This window comes from Pseudoxanthomonas sp. F11 (assembly GCF_037046485.1).
In the GTDB taxonomy this organism is placed as follows: Bacteria; Pseudomonadota; Gammaproteobacteria; order Xanthomonadales; family Xanthomonadaceae; genus Pseudoxanthomonas_A.
Genome location: NZ_JBANLZ010000001.1, coordinates 249,969 through 268,705, shown reverse-complemented (window position 1 = coordinate 268,705; position 18,737 = coordinate 249,969). Strand labels below are relative to the sequence as shown.

At 68.6% G+C, this 18,737-nt stretch carries 21 protein-coding genes; 7 read left to right on the top strand and 14 right to left on the bottom strand.

Features of this window, described 5'->3' with window-relative positions; translation table 11 throughout:
- The first annotated feature begins 4 nt into the window (after positions 1-4).
- Together V8246_RS01360 and V8246_RS01355 are read left to right on the top strand one after the other, a co-directional pair.
- Complete coding sequence (locus V8246_RS01360) at positions 5-610, top strand: GNAT family N-acetyltransferase (RefSeq protein WP_336187582.1); 606 nt, start codon at positions 5-7, stop codon at positions 608-610.
- The gene (locus V8246_RS01355) at positions 607-1,491 is read left to right on the top strand and encodes a carbon-nitrogen hydrolase family protein (RefSeq protein ID WP_336187581.1); all 885 of its coding nucleotides are present in this window, start codon (positions 607-609) and stop codon (positions 1,489-1,491) included. The genes V8246_RS01360 and V8246_RS01355 overlap by 4 nt, the downstream gene beginning before the upstream one ends.
- Positions 1,492-1,513: 22 nt before the next feature.
- Here the strand turns inward: V8246_RS01355 and V8246_RS01350 are convergent, their stop codons facing one another.
- From V8246_RS01350 to V8246_RS01340, 3 genes are all read right to left on the bottom strand, one after another.
- Entirely contained in the window at positions 1,514-2,065 is a 552-nt protein-coding gene (locus V8246_RS01350; protein WP_336187580.1) for a phosphatase PAP2 family protein, read from the bottom strand.
- Positions 2,043-3,188, bottom strand: a complete 1,146-nt coding sequence (locus V8246_RS01345; RefSeq protein ID WP_336187579.1) for a glycosyltransferase family 1 protein — start codon at positions 3,186-3,188, stop codon at positions 2,043-2,045. Before V8246_RS01345 ends, V8246_RS01350 begins: the two co-directional genes overlap by 23 nt.
- 122 nt (positions 3,189-3,310) lie before the next feature.
- Positions 3,311-3,805, bottom strand: coding sequence for a helix-turn-helix domain-containing protein (locus tag V8246_RS01340; RefSeq protein WP_345786371.1), 495 nt, complete (start codon positions 3,803-3,805; stop codon positions 3,311-3,313).
- Positions 3,806-3,865: 60 nt separating this feature from the next.
- Between V8246_RS01340 and V8246_RS01335 the strand changes: the two genes are divergently transcribed.
- Both V8246_RS01335 and V8246_RS01330 read left to right on the top strand, forming a co-directional pair.
- Positions 3,866-4,357, top strand: coding sequence for a DUF2938 domain-containing protein (locus V8246_RS01335; protein ID WP_336187578.1), 492 nt, complete (start codon positions 3,866-3,868; stop codon positions 4,355-4,357).
- Between the two features lie 25 nt (positions 4,358-4,382).
- A complete protein-coding gene (locus tag V8246_RS01330) occupies positions 4,383-4,607 on the top strand; it encodes a DUF2798 domain-containing protein (protein WP_202923558.1) in 225 nt (74 codons plus the stop codon).
- A gap of 24 nt (positions 4,608-4,631) precedes the next feature.
- Here the strand turns inward: V8246_RS01330 and V8246_RS01325 are convergent, their stop codons facing one another.
- The 11 genes from V8246_RS01325 to V8246_RS01275 form a co-directional block, all read right to left on the bottom strand.
- A complete protein-coding gene (locus V8246_RS01325) occupies positions 4,632-5,054 on the bottom strand; it encodes a hypothetical protein (RefSeq protein WP_336187577.1) in 423 nt (140 codons plus the stop codon).
- A 106-nt stretch (positions 5,055-5,160) separates the two neighbouring features.
- Positions 5,161-5,550: a hypothetical protein gene (locus tag V8246_RS01320; RefSeq protein ID WP_336187576.1), complete on the bottom strand. Its 390-nt coding sequence runs from the start codon at positions 5,548-5,550 to the stop codon at positions 5,161-5,163.
- A 56-nt stretch (positions 5,551-5,606) separates the two neighbouring features.
- On the bottom strand, positions 5,607-5,951 hold the full coding sequence (locus V8246_RS01315) for a YbjQ family protein (RefSeq protein ID WP_336188305.1): 345 nt from the start codon (positions 5,949-5,951) through the stop codon (positions 5,607-5,609).
- 103 nt (positions 5,952-6,054) lie between these two features.
- Positions 6,055-6,420 (bottom strand): cupin domain-containing protein, encoded by a 366-nt coding sequence (locus V8246_RS01310; RefSeq protein ID WP_336187575.1) that lies wholly within the window; start codon positions 6,418-6,420, stop codon positions 6,055-6,057.
- Between the two features lie 76 nt (positions 6,421-6,496).
- Entirely contained in the window at positions 6,497-7,465 is a 969-nt protein-coding gene (locus V8246_RS01305; protein ID WP_336187574.1) for an aldo/keto reductase, read from the bottom strand.
- A 51-nt stretch (positions 7,466-7,516) separates the two neighbouring features.
- A complete protein-coding gene (locus V8246_RS01300; protein WP_336187573.1) occupies positions 7,517-8,773 on the bottom strand; it encodes an EAL domain-containing protein in 1,257 nt (418 codons plus the stop codon).
- Between the two features lie 172 nt (positions 8,774-8,945).
- Positions 8,946-10,475 carry an exopolyphosphatase gene (ppx, locus tag V8246_RS01295; RefSeq protein WP_336187572.1) on the bottom strand — a complete coding sequence of 510 codons (1,530 nt, stop codon included), beginning with the start codon at positions 10,473-10,475 and terminating at the stop codon, positions 8,946-8,948.
- Between the two features lie 77 nt (positions 10,476-10,552).
- Positions 10,553-12,640, bottom strand: coding sequence for a polyphosphate kinase 1 (ppk1, locus tag V8246_RS01290; protein ID WP_336187571.1), 2,088 nt, complete (start codon positions 12,638-12,640; stop codon positions 10,553-10,555).
- Positions 12,637-13,974, bottom strand: coding sequence for a phosphate regulon sensor histidine kinase PhoR (gene phoR / locus V8246_RS01285; protein WP_336187570.1), 1,338 nt, complete (start codon positions 13,972-13,974; stop codon positions 12,637-12,639). Before phoR ends, ppk1 begins: the two co-directional genes overlap by 4 nt.
- A gap of 273 nt (positions 13,975-14,247) precedes the next feature.
- The gene (gene phoB, locus V8246_RS01280) at positions 14,248-14,937 is read right to left on the bottom strand and encodes a phosphate regulon transcriptional regulator PhoB (RefSeq protein ID WP_245087089.1); all 690 of its coding nucleotides are present in this window, start codon (positions 14,935-14,937) and stop codon (positions 14,248-14,250) included.
- A gap of 99 nt (positions 14,938-15,036) precedes the next feature.
- Positions 15,037-16,677, bottom strand: coding sequence for a M48 family metalloprotease (locus V8246_RS01275; protein ID WP_336187569.1), 1,641 nt, complete (start codon positions 16,675-16,677; stop codon positions 15,037-15,039).
- 188 nt (positions 16,678-16,865) lie between these two features.
- Between V8246_RS01275 and grxC the strand changes: the two genes are divergently transcribed.
- From grxC to V8246_RS01260, 3 genes are all read left to right on the top strand, one after another.
- Entirely contained in the window at positions 16,866-17,156 is a 291-nt protein-coding gene (gene grxC / locus V8246_RS01270; protein ID WP_187572165.1) for a glutaredoxin 3, read from the top strand.
- Positions 17,153-17,548, top strand: a complete 396-nt coding sequence (locus V8246_RS01265) for a carboxymuconolactone decarboxylase family protein (RefSeq protein WP_336187567.1) — start codon at positions 17,153-17,155, stop codon at positions 17,546-17,548. Before grxC ends, V8246_RS01265 begins: the two co-directional genes overlap by 4 nt.
- Positions 17,549-17,698: 150 nt before the next feature.
- A complete protein-coding gene (locus V8246_RS01260) occupies positions 17,699-18,706 on the top strand; it encodes an isocitrate dehydrogenase (RefSeq protein ID WP_185895705.1) in 1,008 nt (335 codons plus the stop codon).
- The last annotated feature ends 31 nt before the right edge of the window (positions 18,707-18,737 follow it).

Here is an 18,737-nt window from a genome sequence, read left to right as displayed (position 1 = left end):
ACGGATGACCTCTGCGCACACCATCGGCCTCTTCCGCGGGCCGGAAATCACGCCCTGGCTGGACGATGTCGCGCGCCTGCGCGTGGCGGTGTTCCGCGACTGGCCCTATCTCTACGAAGGCGATGCCGACTACGAGCGCGAATACCTGGGCGCCTACGCACGCTCGGCCGAAAGCGTGTTCGTGCTGGCGATGGAGAAGGGGGAAGTGATCGGCGCCTCCACCGGCCTGCCGTTGGCTGACGATACCGAAGCCTTCCGCCAACCGTTCGTCGACGGTGCCATGGATCCGGAGGACGTCTTCTACTTCGGCGAATCCGTGCTGTTGCCGGCGTACCGCGGATGCGGGATCGGCCACGCGTTCTTCGATCATCGCGAAGCGCACGCGCGCGCGCTGGGCCGTTTCGCCTGGACCGCGTTCTGCGCGGTGGATCGTGCCGATGACGATCCGCGCAGGCCGGCCGATCATCGCGGCAACGAGGTGTTCTGGCGCAAGCGCGGTTATGAGCGGCGGCCCGGCATGACGATGCGTCTGCCATGGAACGAGATCGGCCAAGGGGAAGTCGACCATGCGCTTACGTTCTGGTTGCGCCCGCTGGAGACCGCGCGATGAAGGTCGCTGTCGCGAAGTATCCGATCCAGGCGCCCGCGGATTTCGCGGCGTTCGCCGAACGCCAGGCCGCCGTGCTGGGCGCGGCCGCCGCGCAGGGCGCGCGCGTCGCCGTGTTGCCGGAATACCTGTCGCTGGAGCTGGCCGCCACCTTCGACGCCGCCACCCAGGCCGACCTGCATCCCTCGCTGGCCGCGATCCAGCGCTACCGCGACGACTGGCTGGCGTTGTATGCGCGGCTGGCGGCGTCGCTGGACATGTATGTCGTGGCCGGCACTTTCCTGCTGGCACAGGGTGATGGTCGCTATCGGAACCGCTGCGACGTGTTCGCGCCGCAGGGCGCGCACCTCTGGCAGGACAAGCTGCAGCTCACCGGATTCGAGAAAGGCCTCGGCGTGATCGAGGGCGGCGATGCGCTGAAGGTGTTCGACCTGGATGGCGTGCGTGCCGGCGTGGCCGTCTGCTACGACAGCGAATTCCCGCTGCCCGTGCGTGCGCAGGCCGAAGCCGGCGCGCGCCTGCTGCTGGTACCCAGCTGCACCGACACCGATGCCGGGGCGACCCGCGTGCGCGTGGGGTGCCTGGCGCGTGCGCTGGAGAACCGCCTGTTCGTGGCGCAGTCGGTGACGGCGGGCGAGGCGCCCTGGAGCCCCGCGCTGGACATCAACACGGGCGAGGCCGCGATCTTCGCGCCGATGGATCGCGGATTACCTGCGGATGGCATCGTGGTGCAGACCGCCGGTGATGATCTATGGGTCCTGGCCGATCTCGATTTCGATGCCCTCGAACAGAGCCGCGCCGAGGCCCAGGTGGCCAACGATCGCGATTGGGCCGGCCAGTTGCGGCCCGCGTTGCTGCGAGCGCGGCTGGAACGCCCGGACTGAGTCGACCGAGCGGACGCACCGATCAGCCCAGCAGGCTGACGCCCGGCACCATCCAGACCGACAGCCCGGCCAGGGCCGAGCCGATGACGGTCGCCGCCAGCACATCGCTGGGGTAGTGCAGGCCCAGCACCACCCGCGAGGCCGCCACGCACCCCGCGAACGGGATCAGCAGGGGCGCCAGCACGGGGTAATGCGCCATCGCCACCAGGGTGAAGGCCACCGCATGCAGCGTGTGCCCGGACGGGAAGCTGAATTCGTCCAGCGGTGCGATCCAGGCGCGGATGCGCACATCGGAGGCGAACGGGCGCGGCCGGCGCGTCCAGCGCTTGAGGCCCTTGTAAAGAGTCAGCGCGATCACCCCGGTGGCGGCCAGGTGCGCGGAGGCGGCGAGTCCCTCCAAGCCGTCCACGACGATTAGTGCTGCCATCAGCACATACCAGAACACGCCGTCGCCCAACCGGCTGACGATGGCGAAGAAATGGCGTATCCCGCGCCATTCGCCCCAGCGGTTGGCGCGCAGGCACCAGCCGGCATCCTGGCCGATGAAGGCATTACGCGGGGGCGATGGACGCATGGGGGCTTCTCCGGGTCAGGGCGAGGTCGGTCAGCAGGGCATCGAAATCGGCTGCCACCTGCTCGGGACGCAGGGCGTGCATCGCGGCGACGGCAGCCTCGGCCATCCTGCGGCGTACGGCCGGATCGGCGGCCAATCGCCGGGCCGCGGCGATGAACGCATCATCGTCGTCCACCGCCGCGCCATGCACGCCATCGACCAGATGCTCGCGTGCGGCGCCGTAGTTGAAGGCGACCGTGGGCACGCCGCTGGCCATGGCCTCCAGGGTGACGTTGCCGAAGGTTTCGCTGTGGCTGGAGAACAGGAACAGGTCGCCGCTGGCGAAATGGCGGGCCAGTGCTTCGCCGCGCTGCACGCCGCAGAAGATGAAGTCGGGACGCTCCTGTGCCAGCCGCTCGCGCACCGGCCCGTCGCCGACCCATGCGAACTTCGCCGTCGGATGCTGCTGCCGGATCGCGTCGAAGGCCCGGATCGACAGGTCCAGGTTCTTCTCCGCGGCGATGCGACCCACGTAGATCACCGCCAGATCGTCCGGGCCCAGGCCCCACTGCGCGCGCAGCGCGTCGTCGCGACGCGCGGGGCTGAAGTGCTGCGCGTCGACGGCGCGCGCCAGCCGCACCACGTGCTGGAAACCCTGCGCCTGCAGGAAATCGGCCAGTTCGCGGGTGGGCACCAGCGTGGCCTGCGCGCCATTGTGGAAGCGGCGCATCCAGCGCAGCGCGGTGTGCTGCAGGAAGCGCACGCCGTAGTCGCGCATGTATTCGTCGAAACGCGTATGGAAGCCGGTGGCCACCGGAATGCCCAGGCGCCGCGCCGCGCGCACGGCCGACCATCCCAGCGGGCCTTCCGTGGCCACATAGATCGCATCAGGCGGGGAATGTCTCCACAGCGCCAGCAACCGGCGGGTGGCGGGCAGGCCGAACTTCAGGCCGGGGTAGCGCGGCAGGCGAGCGCCGCGCACCAGCAGCGTGTCGTCGGTCGCATCCGATTCGATCCCCTGCCGCGGTCGCACCAGCGAGACGGCGTGCCCGCGCTGGCGCAGGCCGGTTTCCAGCCCCTGCACGGTAAGGGCGACGCCATTGACTTCCGGCGGGTACGTCTCGGTGACGATGGCAAAGCGCATGCGCGGCTCCACGTTTTGCGCATGCTGTGGGCGGGAGATGTAGTGGATGTGTCGGATCGGTGACCGTGGGATGACGCTGCGGCCAGCACCGCATCCAGACGTGTGTGCGCTCCGCGACGCGCTCAGGTGCGTGAGGACGGGCGTTGGGCCTTCTTGCGTGGCGGCTGGCGGGGGGCGCCGGCTTTGGGGCGGCCTGATTCGGCGATGGCCTGACCCAGCAGCGCGCGGAAGCGGGGGCATTCGAAATGGCTGGGGGCAGAGCAGGCCGCGGCGTGGCGGAGTCCGTCGCGCATGGCGGTCAGACGCAGGATCATCGCATCCAGCTCGCGTGCCTTGGTGCGCAGGGCGCGGCGGTCGATATCGGGCTGTCCATCCGCACCGAACATCGCGGCGATCTCGTCCAGGGAAAACCCCGCCGTCTGCCCCAGCGCGATCAACGCCAGACGCTCCAGCACACGAGGGTCGAAGGTGCGACGCAGGCCGCGGCGACCGTCCGATGCGATCAGGCCCCTCTGCTCGTAGTAGCGCAGGGCCGACGCCGGCACCCCGGACCGTTTTGCGACCTCGCCGATGTCCATCGTGCCACCGCTTGACTTGAAGTTGACTTGAAGTGGCATCGTGCGCTCAACGGTCGATCGGCACAAGCCTGTGCCGGACCTTCGCACGAGGACAACGACATGCCTGCCTGGATCTGCACGGTACTCATCGGCATCGGCGCCACGCTCGCGATGGATGCGTGGGGCGTGCTGCGTCGACGCCTTTTCGGCGTACCGGCTCCCGACTATGCGCTGGTGGGGCGTTGGCTGGGCCATATGCCAAGGGGCCGGTTCCGCCATGACGCGATCGCCCGCAGTCGTGCCGTCCGCGGGGAACGCGTGCTGGGGTGGTGCATGCACTACCTCACTGGCGTGCTATTTGCCGCGGTACTCCCCTTGGTCTGGGGCACTGCGTGGCTGCGTCATCCCACGCCGGGGCCGGCGCTGCTGGTCGGTGTGGTGACCGTTGCCGCGCCGTTCCTGCTGATGCAGCCGGGCATGGGTGCCGGCATCGCGGCGTCCAGGACGCCGCGCCCCACCATCGCGCGCGTCCACAGCCTGACAAACCACCTTGTATTCGGAGCGGGGCTCTACCTGTCGGCGTTGCTGCTGCAGGCCTTCTCATCCGTCTGATCCACCTATCCCAAAGGAGTCTTCCATGCGTATTCCCGCCCGTTTCGCACCGTTGCTGTTCGGTGCGCTGCTCTCCGCCATCATGGTGTCGTTGGTGTCCGCGTTCGTACTGCTGGTCAACCAGGGGTTGCATCCGGGTTTCCTGGCCGCCTGGGCACGCAGCTGCGCCACCACCTGGCCGGTAGCCTTCATCGCGGTCACCGTGCTGGCGCCGTGGGTGCGCCGGATCGTCGCCAGGCTGACAGCCTGACCGCGGCATGCAGGGGCGCTGTCTTCAGGCCGTGCGATGTCCGCGCGCTGCCAGCCGGTGCCCCAGCCACGCCATGGGCAGGTAGGCCAACACCAGGTCCACCACGGTGAACCAGAGTGGCGAAGGCAGCATCGCGACAGCGGCGATGCCGCCGATCAGGAAGAAGGCGCCCACCGCCCAGGCCGGGCCGCAGGTCCGTCCAGGGGCGGCCAGCGTGGCGATGAAGGCGCCGACGAGCGTGCCGATCGCATGCGCCAGGAACGGGAACAGGAAGTGCTTCGGCTCGAACAGCGGCATCGCCGCCTTCAGGCCCTCGGTGGTGGTCGTGTCGACGCCGGCCGGGGACGGGATGACATGGCCACTCGCCATGACCAGCGCCATGTTGACGACGCTGCCGATGAACAGCCCGGCGATGACGGCCAGGATCAAACGGAACACACGCTTCATGACAACCTCCGGCGGGGATGCGAGGGATTGCCGGTCGGCGTGGGGCCGGCCGCCTTCGAGCGACTATAGCCGGGCCCCAGTGCCCGTTGGCACTGGGGCCGCTTCTTCACCACGCAAACCCCTCTTCCCAATCGCCCGGCGGTAACCACGTGGTCTGGTCCGGCGAAGGGGCATCAATCCGGCCGGCCGCCACGCTGCGCGCCACCGCGGGTTCGATGTCCGAGAAGCGGTCGGCGCGCGAGCCGATGCCGGCACCGATCAGGTTGTTGTGGATGTCCATCTGGTTGGATCGTTTGCCGCGCCGTTCCATCACGCCGTTCACCAGATCGATGGCGCGCGCGTGCAACGTATAGGCCACGACGGCGCTGGCGAGCGTATGCCGGTAGGCGTCCAGCGGGCCGTGCCGCCCACCCGGCAGCGTGCTCTGCAGGACATGGGACCACGTATACGTCAGCACGAACGTGGGATACGCCGCCATGATCAGGCTGGCCAGCATGAGCCTGCGCAACCACGGGCGCTTGCGCCTTATCGGCTTCGTGGGCCCCATCGCGCTCAGCCGTCCTGCGGTTCGACCACCACCGCCGTGCCGTAGCACAACACTTCGGTCAGGCCGGCCATCACATCGGTGGCGTCGTAGCGCACGGCGATGATCGCATTGGCGCCCAGTTGCCGGGCATGCTGGAGCATGTCGCGATAGGTCTCGTCGCGCGCCTGCTCGCACAGTTCGGTGTAGATGGTGATGTTGCCGCCGAACAGCGACTGCAGGCCGCCCAGGAAGTTGCCCACGATCGATCGCGACCGCACCGTGATGCCGCGCACCATGCCCAGGTTGCGGCGGATATGGTAGCCGGGGAGTTCCAGCGCGGTCGTCACCATCGCGTCGTCCAGGGGGCGCATCCGTGTGGCGACCGATGCCGGGATGGCGGCGTGAGCGGCGGATGAGTTGTAGGGATCGGTCATGGTGCATCCGGCAGGTGGCGAGGGAACAGCGGGTGGAGCATCAGATCCAGACATCGTTGGGGGCGGTGTAGGCGCCACCGGCGTCGCCGGTATTGATCACGCCGCGGGGCTCGACCAGCATGATGCTGCACTCCTCGCGGGCCACGGGCCGATGCTCGACGCCCCGGGGCACCACGTACATCTCCCCCGCGGCCAATGGCACGACCCTGTCCCGGAACTCGAGCGTCATCTCGCCCGACAGCACGATGAAGACTTCGTCCGTCTCTTCGTGCGCATGCCACACGAATTCGCCCAGGATCTTGGCAAGCTTGAACTGGTAGTCGTTCATCTCGGCCACGACCCGGGGAGACCAGTGCTCCGAGAAGCCGCTCAGCTTGGCCTGGAAGTTGATGGCGGTATCCGACATGGAGATTCCTGCAAAGAGGGGGCGCCATGATGGCGAGCGGACAGGACATTGCGCCCGTGCCACCGGTCATCGCGTTCTACGGCACGCGCCCGCCGCGCGCCGCGGTGAACAGCGCATACCATTCCTCGCGCGAGAGCTGTACCTCGTCCGCCGCGCAGCAGGCCGCAAGCCGCACGGGGTCGGTGGTGCCGACGATGGGCTGCAGGCCGGCGGGATGGCGCAGCAGCCAGGCCAGCTGGATCGCCTCGGGGGTCACGCCGTGCGCTTCGGCCCGTTGCCGCAACAGGGTCGCGGTTTCGCGGATCACCGGATCGGCGAAGCCCGAGGCCATGGCCAGCTTGCCGCCTGCCAGCGGCGACCATGCCTGCAGGCGGATGCCGTGCAGGCGTGCGTGGTCCAGCGTGCCGCGCGCGGATGCGTAGGCGTGGCCGGTGGTGTTGGCGACCACGCCGTCGTCGATCAAGGGCAGGTGCAGCAGGCTGATTTCCACCTGGTTCGCCACCAGCGGCTGGCGCACGTGGCGGCGCAGCAGATCGATCTGGGCCGGCGAGTGGTTGCTGACGCCGAACTGCCGCACCTTGCCGCTGGCGTGCAGCGCATCGAACGCGCGCGCCACTTCATCCGGCTCCACCAGCGGATCGGGGCGGTGCAGCAGCAGGACATCCAGGTGGTCCACGCCCAGGCGCGCCAGGCTGCCTTCGACCGAGGCCACGATATGCGCGTGGCTGAAGTCATAGCGCTGCGGTGCGCCCGGCGGATCGTCGGCGAAGCGGATGCCGCACTTCGACTGCAGGACCATCTTCGCGCGGAGCCCGGGCGAGGCGCGCAGCACGTCGCCGAACACCTGTTCGGACTTGCCGCGCGCATAGATATCGGCGTGGTCGAACAGGGTGATGCCGTGGGCCAGCGCCGTTTCGACCAGCCGCTGCGCGTTTCGGCGCTCGTCCCTGGTGATGGGCGATACGTCCCAGGCGCGGCTCAGGTGCATGCAGCCGTAGCCGATGCGGGACGTGGCGAGTCCATCGGCCAAGGGGTAGGTCTTCATCGTCGGCACGCGCAGGACGGGACGGGCATCATGCCAGAGCGCGGTGGTGCGTCAGGCCAGTGGCCGTTCGGCAGCGAGCATCCGCGCGAGGGCATCGGCTTCCAGCGGACGCGCTAGGTGGTAACCCTGTACGTCGTCCACCCCGAGCGCCTGCAGCGCCGCCAGTTCGGAGGCCGTTTCCACGCCCTCGGCGACCACCTGCGACTGGGTCTGCCGGGCGAATTCGATCAGTGCGGCGGCCAGCGCCTTGCGCGGCGAGTCGGTATCGATGCCGCGGGTCAGGCTGAGATCCAGCTTGATGATGTCGGGATGGATCGCCAGCACGTGCCGCATGCTCGCGTAACCTGCGCCTGCGTCGTCGACGGCCACGCGCACGCCGGCTTCGCGAAGGGGCGCAAGGCGCCTGTTGAGCAGACCGTAGTCGTCGACCAGCGAATGCTCGGTGATCTCCAGCACCACGCGGTGCGGTTCCAGGCCGTCGATGTACCCGTCGACACCACCGCTGATGAGCGTCTGTGGCGAGACGTTGAGCCCCACATGGAAATCTCCGGCGATGCCGCGCAGCCCGTCGAGTGAGGTCAGGATGGCGTTGAGCTCCAGGCGCACGCCCAGGCCGATCTCGCGTGCTTCGGCAAACCATACGTCGGGCGTTCGCTGCGGCTCCAGCCTGAAGCGCGATAGGCACTCCACCCCGACGATGCGGCGTTCGCTGCTGCGGAAGATCGGTTGGTACACGATATGCGGCTGGCCCAGCTCGAGTACCGCGGTGACGCGGGCGACCTTTTCTTCGTGCGCCTTCATGGCGTCCAGATCGCCATCGATCTGGTAGGCCAGCAGGTCGGCGAAGGCCCGCATCATGTGCAGGTCGCGCTGGCCGAGCGACAGGTTGGATGCCAGGCTGAAGCAGCAGAAGGTGCCGTACACGCGGCCGTCGCGCAGCAGGATGGGCACGCTGATATGGGCCCCGATGGGCAGCGTCCGGGTTTCCGGAATATCGTGCAATACGGGAATCGCGCCCGTATCGGGAATCAGCTGCGGGATCTGCCCCTCGACCACGCGCATGCAGTAACCCTCTTCGAGAGGGCTCGAATCGCCCGGGCGGATGGGGGCCGGATCCAGCCTGCAGGCGACATGGCGGAAGACCCGGTCGCGGCCGTTGAACTCGGACACGAAGGCCACGTCCATGTCGAGGTGGCGGCGCACCGCATCCAGCATGCGGTCCACGTTGCGGCCGATGGCCGCGGCGCCGGGACCGCCTTCGAGCCAGGCGTCGGACAGCAGTGCGTCGTGGATGCTTCGATCGATCAAGGCTTCCTCCTGAAGACAGGCGTGCGACGACGTTGGACGGCCGTCGGGCCTGCCCCCGCTGCAAGGGCGGTCGGGGAGGATGGCGTGGGGACACCAGGTCGCAAGCCACGCCGCGGACCTCTCGGCAGGCCCGAGTGTACCTTCATGTCACATGATGGGAAGTGCCGGCCGGTCAGGCCACGAACGGCTTGAACGCCACGCCCAGGCCCTGCATGTCCTCCGGCTCGCCGACCAGGTCGGAGCGAAGCAGCGGGCGGGCATCGATCCACTTCTTGCTGACCACCAGGTCCAGGCGGTCGCCGCTGGCGGTCAGGTCCAGGCGGGGAATGGCTTCGTTGTCGTGCGAACGGTGCAGCAGCACGGCCAGGCGCAGCAGCGCGGCCTTGCGCTTGGCGCCGAGCAGCAGACGGTCGGGCAGGGCGTCGAACGCGTTCTTCGGTACGCCGCGGCGGTGCGTGCGCACCAGCGCCGACAGGACCTGCTGTTCCTGGCGGGAAAAGCCTTCGATGTCGGAATGCTCCAACAGATAGGCACCGTGCACGTGGTACTGGCTGTGGGCGATGGCCAGGCCGATCTCGTGCAGGCGCGCGGCCCAGCCGAGCATGCGCGCATCGTCGTCGTCCAGGCTCCAGTCCTGCTCCACCTGTTCGAACAGGCGCATCGCGGTGGCTTCCACGCGCGCGGCCTGGAATTCGTCGATGCCGTAGCGCTGCATCAGCGCCGCCGTGGACAGGTCGCGCGGATCGTTGTCGCTGCCGCGGCCCAGCATGTCGAACAGGATGCCTTCGCGCATCGCCGCCTTGCTGACCATCAGGCGCTGGATCTCCAGCGCCTCGAACGCGGCCTCCAGCACCAGCACGCCGCCGGCGATGATCGGACGGCGGTCGCTGGACAGGCCGGGCAGGTCGATGTCCTCGATGCGGTCGGCCTGCAGCAGCTTGTCGCGCACCTGCGGCAGCGCCTCGGCGGTGACCGCGCCCTTGGTGAGCTTCATCGCTGCGCAGATCTCGCCGATGGCCTTGTTGGTGCCGGACGAGCCGATGGCTTCCTGCCAGCCCAGGCTGCGGTACAGGCCGGCGAACTGCTGGAACTCGGCACCGATCTCGGTGAGCGCTTCCTTCCAGCGCTTGCGCGAGAGCTTGCCGCCGGGAAAGAAGCGGCGCGTGCTGGCGATGCAGCCGGCCTGCAGGCTTTCGCGCTCCAGCGTCTCGAAGCCGCGGCCGATGATGAATTCCGTTGAGCCGCCGCCGATGTCGATGACCAGGCGGCGCTGGTTCGATTTCGGCGGCTGCGCGTGCGCCACGCCCAGGTAGATCAGGCGCGCCTCCTCGCGGCCGGAGACCACTTCGATCGCCTTCCCCAGCGCGGCTTCGGCCGCGGCCAGGAATTCCTGCGGTTCGCGCAGCTGGCGCACCGTGTTGGTGGCCAGGGCGCGCACGCGTGCGGCGGGGATGTCGCGGATGCGCTGGCCGAAGCGGGACAGGCAGTCCAGTGCGCGCTGGCGGGCAGCGGCGGACAGGCCGCCCTTGCCGTCCAGGCCGTCGGCCATGCGCACGGTTTCGCGCAGGCGGTCGACCACGCGCAACTGTCCCAGCATCGAGCGCGCCACCACCATGTGGAAGCTGTTGGAACCCAGATCGATCGCGGCCAGCAGGTCCCCGTCCTGGAGTGGAGGGGAGGTGGGGGAGGTCAGGGGCGCCATGCGATCAGTTTAGCCAATGGCGTGCCGCAATGGTGCACTGCGGTGCGCTGCGGCGATGGATGCGTCGATCGGCCGCATCACACTTTGGCCAGCAGCGTGCCCTGCGCCGAATGCGGCGGGTCGTCGCCAGGCCTGAGCTTGACGTAGTGGCCGTCGGCCTGCAGTTCCCAGGCGTTGCAGTTGTCGTCCAGATAGTTCTGCAGACCGTCCTTGAACACGCGCGCCGCCAGGTCCTTGTCGAGGATGGGGAAGCAGGTCTCCACGCGGTGCAGCAGGTTGCGTTCCAGCCAGTCGGCGCTGGCGCAGTAGAGTTCCGGCGCGCCGTCGTTGCCGAACCAGTAAAGGCGGCTGTGCTCGAGGAAGCGCCCCACGATGGAGCGCACTCGGATGTTGTCGGAAATGCCCGGCACCCCGGGGCGCAGGGCGCAGGCGCCGCGCACGATCAGGTCGATCCGCACGCCTGCCTGCGAAGCGGCGTACAGCGCGCGGATGATGCGCGGCTCGTTGATCGCATTGATCTTGGCGATGATGCGCGCCGGCTTGCCCGCCTTCGCCAGTCTCGCCTCACGCTCGATCTTCTTGATCAGGCCCGGGTGCAGAGTGAAGGGCGACTGCAGCAGGCGCTTGAGCTTGGTGGTGGGCGCCAGTCCCGACAGCTGCTGGAACAGCAGATGCACGTCGTTGCCGATGTCCGGGTCGGCGGTGATCAGGCCGATGTCGGTGTATGCGCGGGCGGTACCGCTGTGGTAATTGCCGGTGCCCAGGTGCACGTAGCGGCGCAGCTTGCGGCCTTCGCGGCGCACGATCAGCAGCATCTTGGCATGGGTCTTGTAGCCCACCACGCCGTAGACCACCTGCGCGCCGGCCTCCTGCAGGCGGTCGGCCACGCCCAGGTTGGCATCCTCGTCGAAGCGCGCGCGCAGCTCCACCACCACGGTGACGTCCTTGCCGTTGCGCGCGGCCTGCACCAGCGCGTCGACGATGGCCGAATCCTTGCCGGTACGGTAGAGGGTCTGCTTGATCGCCAGCACGTCGGGGTCGACCGCGGCCTGCTTGATCAGTTCGTGCACGGGCGCGAACGAATCGAACGGGTGGTGCAGCAGCACGTCGCCGTCGGCCACTTTCTCGAAGATCGCGTCGCTGTCGCGCAGCGCGCGCGGCGTGAAGGCGGGGTACTTCAGTTCCGGGCGCTGCACCAGGTCGTACACCTGGATGACGCGGTTGAGGTTGACAGGCCCGTTGATCGGGTACACCGCGTTGTCGGGCAGGGCGAAGTTCTGCAGCAGCGTGCGCACGATGGGCTTGGGGCAGTCGTGCGCGATCTCCAGCCGCACCGCGGGCCGGTAGCCCCGTCCGACCAGTTCGTCGCGCAGCGCCAGCGCCAGGTTCTCCACTTCCTCCTCGTCCACGACGACCTCGGAGTTGCGGGTCACGCGGAACTGGTAGGAGCCCTTGACCTCCATGCCGGGGAACAGCTCGTCCACGAACACCGACAGCACCGATGACAGCAGCACGAAGTCGTTCTCGCCGCCGGACACGCGCTGGGGCAGGTGGATGATGCGCGGCAGCGAGCGCGGCGCGCGCACGATGGCCAGGTGGCCGGCGCGACCGAACGCGTCCTTGCCCTTCAGCACCACCACGATGTTGAGCGACTTGTTGAGGATCTTCGGGAACGGATGCGCCGGGTCCAGGCCCAGCGGCGACAGCACCGGCATGATCTCGTTGCGGAAGTACGCGCGCAGCCAGCGGGTCTGCCGCGCATTCCAGCTGTCGCGGCCGAACACGCGCACGCCCGCCTCGGCCAGGCCGGGGCGCAGCACCTCGTTCCAGCACTTGTACTGCGCATCCACCAGCTCGGCGGCGCGGTCGTGGATCTTGTTGAGCACGGTGGCCGGGCTCATGCCGTCCGCGCCGGGCGGCAGTCCGAAATCCAGCGCGTGGCGCACCGTGGCCGCACGGATCTCGAAGAACTCGTCCAGGTTGGTGCACGAGATGCACAGGAAACGCAGCCGCTCCAGCAGCGGCACGGACGGATCCTGCGCCTGGGCCAGTACACGGAAATTGAAGTCCAGCTGCGACAACTCGCGGTTCAGGTACAGCGCGGGGTCCCGCAGCACGTCGTCGGTGGTGGGAGCGGCGGGTAGCGCGTCGGGGGCGGCGTTCATGCGGTCTGATCCGTCAGGACGGGTAGGGAAGCGTCCAGGCGCGGTTCCACGCGCTCGGGACCGAAATGCACGGAGAAGGTGCTGCCCTGGCCCACCTCGCTTTCGATGTCCAGCCGGGCCTGGTGCAGGTTGAGGACGTGCTTGACGATGGACAGCCCCAGGCCGGTGCCGCCGCTTTCGCGCGAGCGGCTGGTGGAGACGCGGTAGAAGCGCTCGGTGATGCGCGGCAGGTGCGAGGACGGAATGCCATAGCCGGTGTCGCGCACGCTCAGCACCGCACCCTCGCCCTCGCGCGCGAAGCGGACGGTGATGGTGCCGCCGACGGGGGTATAGCGCACGGCGTTGCTCACCAGGTTGGAGAATGCGCTGTGCAGTTCCTTGTTGGAGCCGGCCAGGTCCACGCCGGCCTCGTCCTGCACGACGATGGTGTGGCGGCGCTGGCTCAGCGCCTCGGCTTCGCGGCGCAGCGTGGCCAGCATCGGCGCCATGGCGACATTCTCGTCGGGCAGGCTTTCCTGCGCCTCCAGGCGCGAGAGCGTCAGCAGGTCCTCGACCAGCTGGGTCATGCGCTGGGACTGCTTCTGCATTTCCGCCAGCATCGGCGCCCAGTCGGGGTGCTCACTGGGCTCCAGCATGTCCAGGTAGCCGTGCACCACGGTCAGCGGCGTGCGCAGCTCGTGCGAGACGTTGGCGACGAAGTCGCGACGCATCTGTTCCAGCCGCAGCATCTTGCTGACGTCACGGGCGACCAGCAGCCAGTACTGGTCGGAATAGGGGATCAGGCGCAGGTTGAGGCGCAGGTCGGGGTCCACCGGCGACGCGGCATCCAGCATCGGTTCCGCATTGCGGCCCGCGGCCAGCCAGTGCGACATCGGCAGCGGCTGCAGGCGGTCGCCGACCGGCGCACCGATGTCGGCGGGGTACTGCAGGCCCAGCAGGCTGCTGGCAGCCTTGTTGAACCACTGCACGCGCTGGCTGTTGCGTTCCACCACCACCACCGCGTCGGGCAGGGCGGCCGCGGCGGCGCGGTAGGCGCGCAGCATGTCCAGCAGGCGGCGCTTGCGGGTGCGCATTTCGGCCTGGCCGCGGTACAGCAGGCGGTCGAGTTCGTTCCACACGCCCCGGCCCTGCGCCGGCTCCAGGCGCTGGCGTGCGGTCAGCCGCAGCAGCACCTTGCGCAGGCGCCAGTAGTGCCACGCCACCACGCCCAGCGCCGCCAGGGTCACGATCGGCCATGCCTGGCCGACCAGCAGTCCCACGACCACGGCCAGCGCCAGGATCAGCGCCAGCTGGCCGAGCGTCTTGAACCAGGCGGAACGGATGTCATGAGGCATGGGGGGATTGTAGGCAGATGTCTATGACAGCAGGGATGGGGAACGCAGGTGGCGCGACGGGCGTCGGGATCCGAAGCGGGTCAGCCGGGGCGCGATGCGGCCGACGCTGCCTTCTCGGTCGTCATCCCGGCAAACGCTGTGAACCAAGCGATGCCTGGCTCGGCTTGCGGTTTTCCAGAGCAGGAAGAATGGCAAAGGCAGGCTGGGTCACAGCCTTCGCCGGGACGAAAGGAAAAAAACGGTCACATCGGATGTCCGGGCCTGCCGGCATCCTCACATCGAAGCCGAGAAGCGGTAGCCCGAGCCGCGCACCGTCTGCACCATGTTCTCCAGCCCGTGCGGCTCCAGCGTCTTGCGCAGCCGGCGGATGTGCACGTCCACGGTGCGCTCCTCCACGTACACGCTGCCGCCCCATACGTGGTCCAGCAACTGGGTGCGCGAGTAGACGCGCTCGGGGTGCGTCATGAAGAAATGCAGCAGGCGGTATTCGGTGGGACCGATCGGCACGGGCGTGTCGCCGGCGAACACGCGGTGCGCGGCGCCGTCGATGCGCAGGCTGCCCACCGCCACGCTGCCGTCCTCGTCGTCGTCGCGCGAGCGGCGCATCACGGCGCGGATGCGGGCCAGCAGTTCGCGGGCCGAGAAGGGCTTGACCACGTAGTCGTCCACGCCGGCCTCCAGCCCGCCGACGCGGTCGTTCTCCTCGCCGCGGGCGGTCAGCATGATGATCGGCACGTCGCGGGTCATCGCGTCCTTGCGCCAGCGCCGGGCCAGTTCCAGGCCGCTGGTGCCGGGCAGCATCCAGTCCAGCAGGATCAGGTCCGGCACGCGGTCGGCGATGGCGTTCTGGGCTTCGCGGGCGTCGCCGGCGTGGATCGGTTCGTATTCGCCCTTGCGCAGGGCGAACGCCACCATGTCGCGGATGGCGGGCTCGTCGTCGACGATCAGGATGTGCTTCTGCACGCGGGATCCGGAGGCGAGGGGGACCGTGTCAGTAGACGACAATTTTATGACGTTTACATGACATGCCGCCGGGCTGTCACACGCAGGCCGGGCACGTGCTCAGCGGCGTTCCACGTCGGGGTCGCGGATGCCCTGGCGCCGGAGCTCCAGCACCTCCGGTGTGATGGCGGCGATGCGGGCGTCGATCCGGGCACGCGCGTAGAAATCCAGATCGTCCCGCTTCTTCAGGTTCTGCAGCTGGATCAGGGCCTGCTCGGGCCTGCCGTTCAGGTAGGCGGCCTCGGCGTAAGCCTCGCCGGCGCGGGCGACGTCGCCGGCCAGTTCGTTGGCACGGGCGAACTGCTGCTGGAACACGGGGTCATCGCCTGCACGTCCCATCAGCGGGCGCAGGACGGCCTGCGCCCGTTGGCCGGCCTGTCGGCCGCCCTGCTCGTTGAGGACGCGGGCGTAGGTCAGGCTGACGGCCCGGTTCTCGGGATGACGCTGCATCAGCGCGTCGAAGCGGCGGTTGGCCCCTTCCGGGTCGCCCGTGCGCGATTCGGCCTCGCCCAGCGCCAGGGCTACCCACAGGTTGTCGGGCACCTCTTCGGCCAGGCTCCGCAGTTCTGCCAGCGCCGTCCGCGTGTCGCCGCCCTGCAGGTGGGCGACCGCCACGCCATAGCGCTGGGCTCCGGTCAACGGCCTGCCGGCCTGGCGCCGCAGGGTCTCGTATTCACGCACCGCGGCCGAAGGCGTGCTGGCGCTGAGCGCACGCAGGCGTTCGCGCGCCCAGTCGAACTGTCCTGTCTCGCCCCGCTGGAACACCTGCGCGGGTAGGGTCACCGGGACGGGCAGCAGCGGGTTGTCGCTGCGCGTCTCCGGCAGGGTGACGCCGGTGCGGTCGAAGCGTTCGATGCGTTCGCCGCCCGGCACACTGGTGACGGCGGTGACCTGTGTGCCCCGCAACTGGTCCGCGCGCTGGCGGGCCTCGCTGATGCGGGTGGTGGTCACCGGATGGGTCTGCAGGTAATCCGGAACGGCTTCGCGCCCGCTGCCGCGCGCGACCCGGGTGGCCTGCTGCAGCTTGGCGAAGAAGCCGGCCATGGCGTCGATGTCGTAACCGGCGCGGGAAAGGGTACGGATGCCCACGCGGTCGGCCTCGGACTCGTTGGACCGGGTGTAGTCGATCTGCCGTTGCTGCATCAGTCCCATCGCCGACGCGATGGCGGCCTGCGAGGCGTCGCCGCTGGAACTGCCGCCGGCCGCCTGCGCCAGCACGATGGCGCCCAGCATGCCCAGCAGGATCGGGATCTGGTCGCGCTGCGCCCGCTCCACGCCGCGCAGCACGTGTTGCTGCGTGACATGCGCGATTTCGTGCGACAGGACGGCGGCCACTTCATCCTCGCGGTCCGCGGTCAGTACCAGGCCGGCATTCATGCCGATGTAGCCGCCCAGCGTGGCGAAGGCGTTGATCTGCCGGTCGCGCATCATGAAGAAGGTGTAGGCCTGCTGCGGATTGTCGCTGTCGGCGCCCAGGCGGTTGCCCACGGTCTGCAGCCAGTCGGTGACCAGCGGGTCTTCCAGCAGATAGCCGTAGTTGCGCAGCTCTCGCAGCATCATGCCGCCGTACTGGGCCTGGCGGGCCGGCGTGAGCAGTTCTCCGGCGGACGAGCCGATGTCGGGCAGCCGGCTGTCCTGCGACGCGGCCAGCGGGGCGGCAAGGGCCAGGGTCAGGGCGGTGGCGAGCAGCAATGGGCGCAAATGGAGGCTCCGTGGCGGATAATGACGCCGTCATCAGGATGACCGGTCGCTGAGCCGGGCGAGTGAATACGTGGTTAACCGGGCCAGTACCGGTCCGCACTGTTCCACATCGCCGGCTGGAAGCCGGCCCGGTCGGCCCGATATCGGTTGCGACCCCCCTTACGTTCCTTTCGTTCCGGAGAACTCCCTTGAGCGACACCCCGCAAGGCGCCACCGCGCCGGAAGTCATCCTCTACAGCACGGCGATCTGTCCTTACTGCGTGGCCGCGAAGAACTTCCTGAAGAGCAAGGGCCGGGACTGGACCGAGGTGCGCATCGACCTGGATCCGGCCGAACGCGAGAAGATGATCGCCCGTGCCAAGCGCACCAGCGTGCCGCAGATCTTCGTGGGCGAGGTCCACGTGGGCGGCTACGACGACATGATCGCGCTGCATCGTGCGGGCAAGCTCGATGCGCTGCTGGCGGGAGAGACCGCATGAGCGCCGGCGACGACAGCCAGGACCGCGTGAAGGCGTTCACCGAGTTCCGCCAGCGCATGAACAAGCGCATCCTGGACGAGCCCAACCAGGTCGTGCGCCGGTTCTTCGCGCTGGATACGCAGACCTACCAGGCAGGCGCGCTGGACGTGAAGACCAAGGAGCTGCTGGGCCTGGTCGCGTCGATGGTGCTGCGGTGCGACGACTGCATCAGTTACCACATCGCCCAGTGCAAGGAAGCCGGCGTGACCCGCGAGGAATTCTTCGAGACATTCTCCGTCGGGCTTGTGGTGGGCGGGTCCATCGTCATTCCGCACCTGCGCCGGGCGGTGGATTTCCTCGACCAACTGGAGGGTGGCGACGCCACCGCGCCCGCGGCCCACGACCACGGCTGAGCCGCACCGACCGGCCCCTGTGCCGGTCCTGCGACCATCGTCGATTTGGGGCCGCGAGGGGCGCTCGGGCATAATGGCGGATACAGACCTTCCCCTTCGCGCCCGCTCCGGCCCAGGCCCGCGCGCGCCCCTGTTCGGAAACCCCATTCAATGACCCAGACGATTACGGTCATCCGCGGCGACGGTATTGGCCCGGAGATCATGGACGCCACCCTGCACGTGCTCGACGCCCTCAAGGTCGGCCTGACCTATGAAGACGCCGATGCCGGCCTCGTCGCGCTGGAAAAGCACGGCGACCTGCTGCCCCAGGCCACGCTGGATTCCATCCGCAGGAACGGTGTGGCCCTGAAGAGCCCGCTGACCACGCCGGTGGGCGAGGGCTTCAGTTCGATCAACGTGGCCCTGCGCCGCCACTTCGACCTGTACGCCAACGTGCGTCCGGCCAAGTCGTTCCCGAACACCAAGTCGCGCTTCCCGACGGGCGTGGACCTGATCACCGTGCGCGAGAACACCGAGGGCGCGTACATCGGTGAAGGCCAATCGATCTCGGAAGACGGCGAAACCGCGCTGCTGACGCAGAAGATCACCCGCAAGGGCTCCGAGCGCATCGTCCGCTACGCCTTCGACCTGGCCCGCAAGACCGGCCGCAAGAAGGTCACCGTAGTGCACAAGGCCAACATCCTGAAGAGCACGTCCGGCCTGTTCCTGAAGGTGGCGCGCGAAGTGGCCGCGCAGTATCCCGACATCCAGTGCAACGAGATGATCGTGGACAACACCTGCATGCAGCTGGTGATGCGTCCGGAGCAGTTCGACATCATCGTCACCACCAACCTGTTCGGCGACATCATCTCGGACCTGTGCGCGGGCCTGGTCGGCGGCCTGGGCCTGGCGCCGGGCGCCAACATCGGCACCGATGCGGCGATCTTCGAAGCCGTGCACGGTTCGGCGCCCGACATCGCGGGCAAGGGCATCGCCAACCCCTGCGCGCTGCTGCTGGGCGCGGCCCAGATGCTGGATCACCTGGGCCAGCCGGAGAAGGCCGAGCGCCTGCGCGCGGCCATCATCGCCACGCTGGAAGCCAAGGACTCGCTGACCCCGGACCTGGGCGGCGAGGGCACCACGATGTCGTTCGCCAAGGCGATCGCCAGCCGCGTATAAAGGCAGGCCTGCAAGGCGGCATGCACGAACG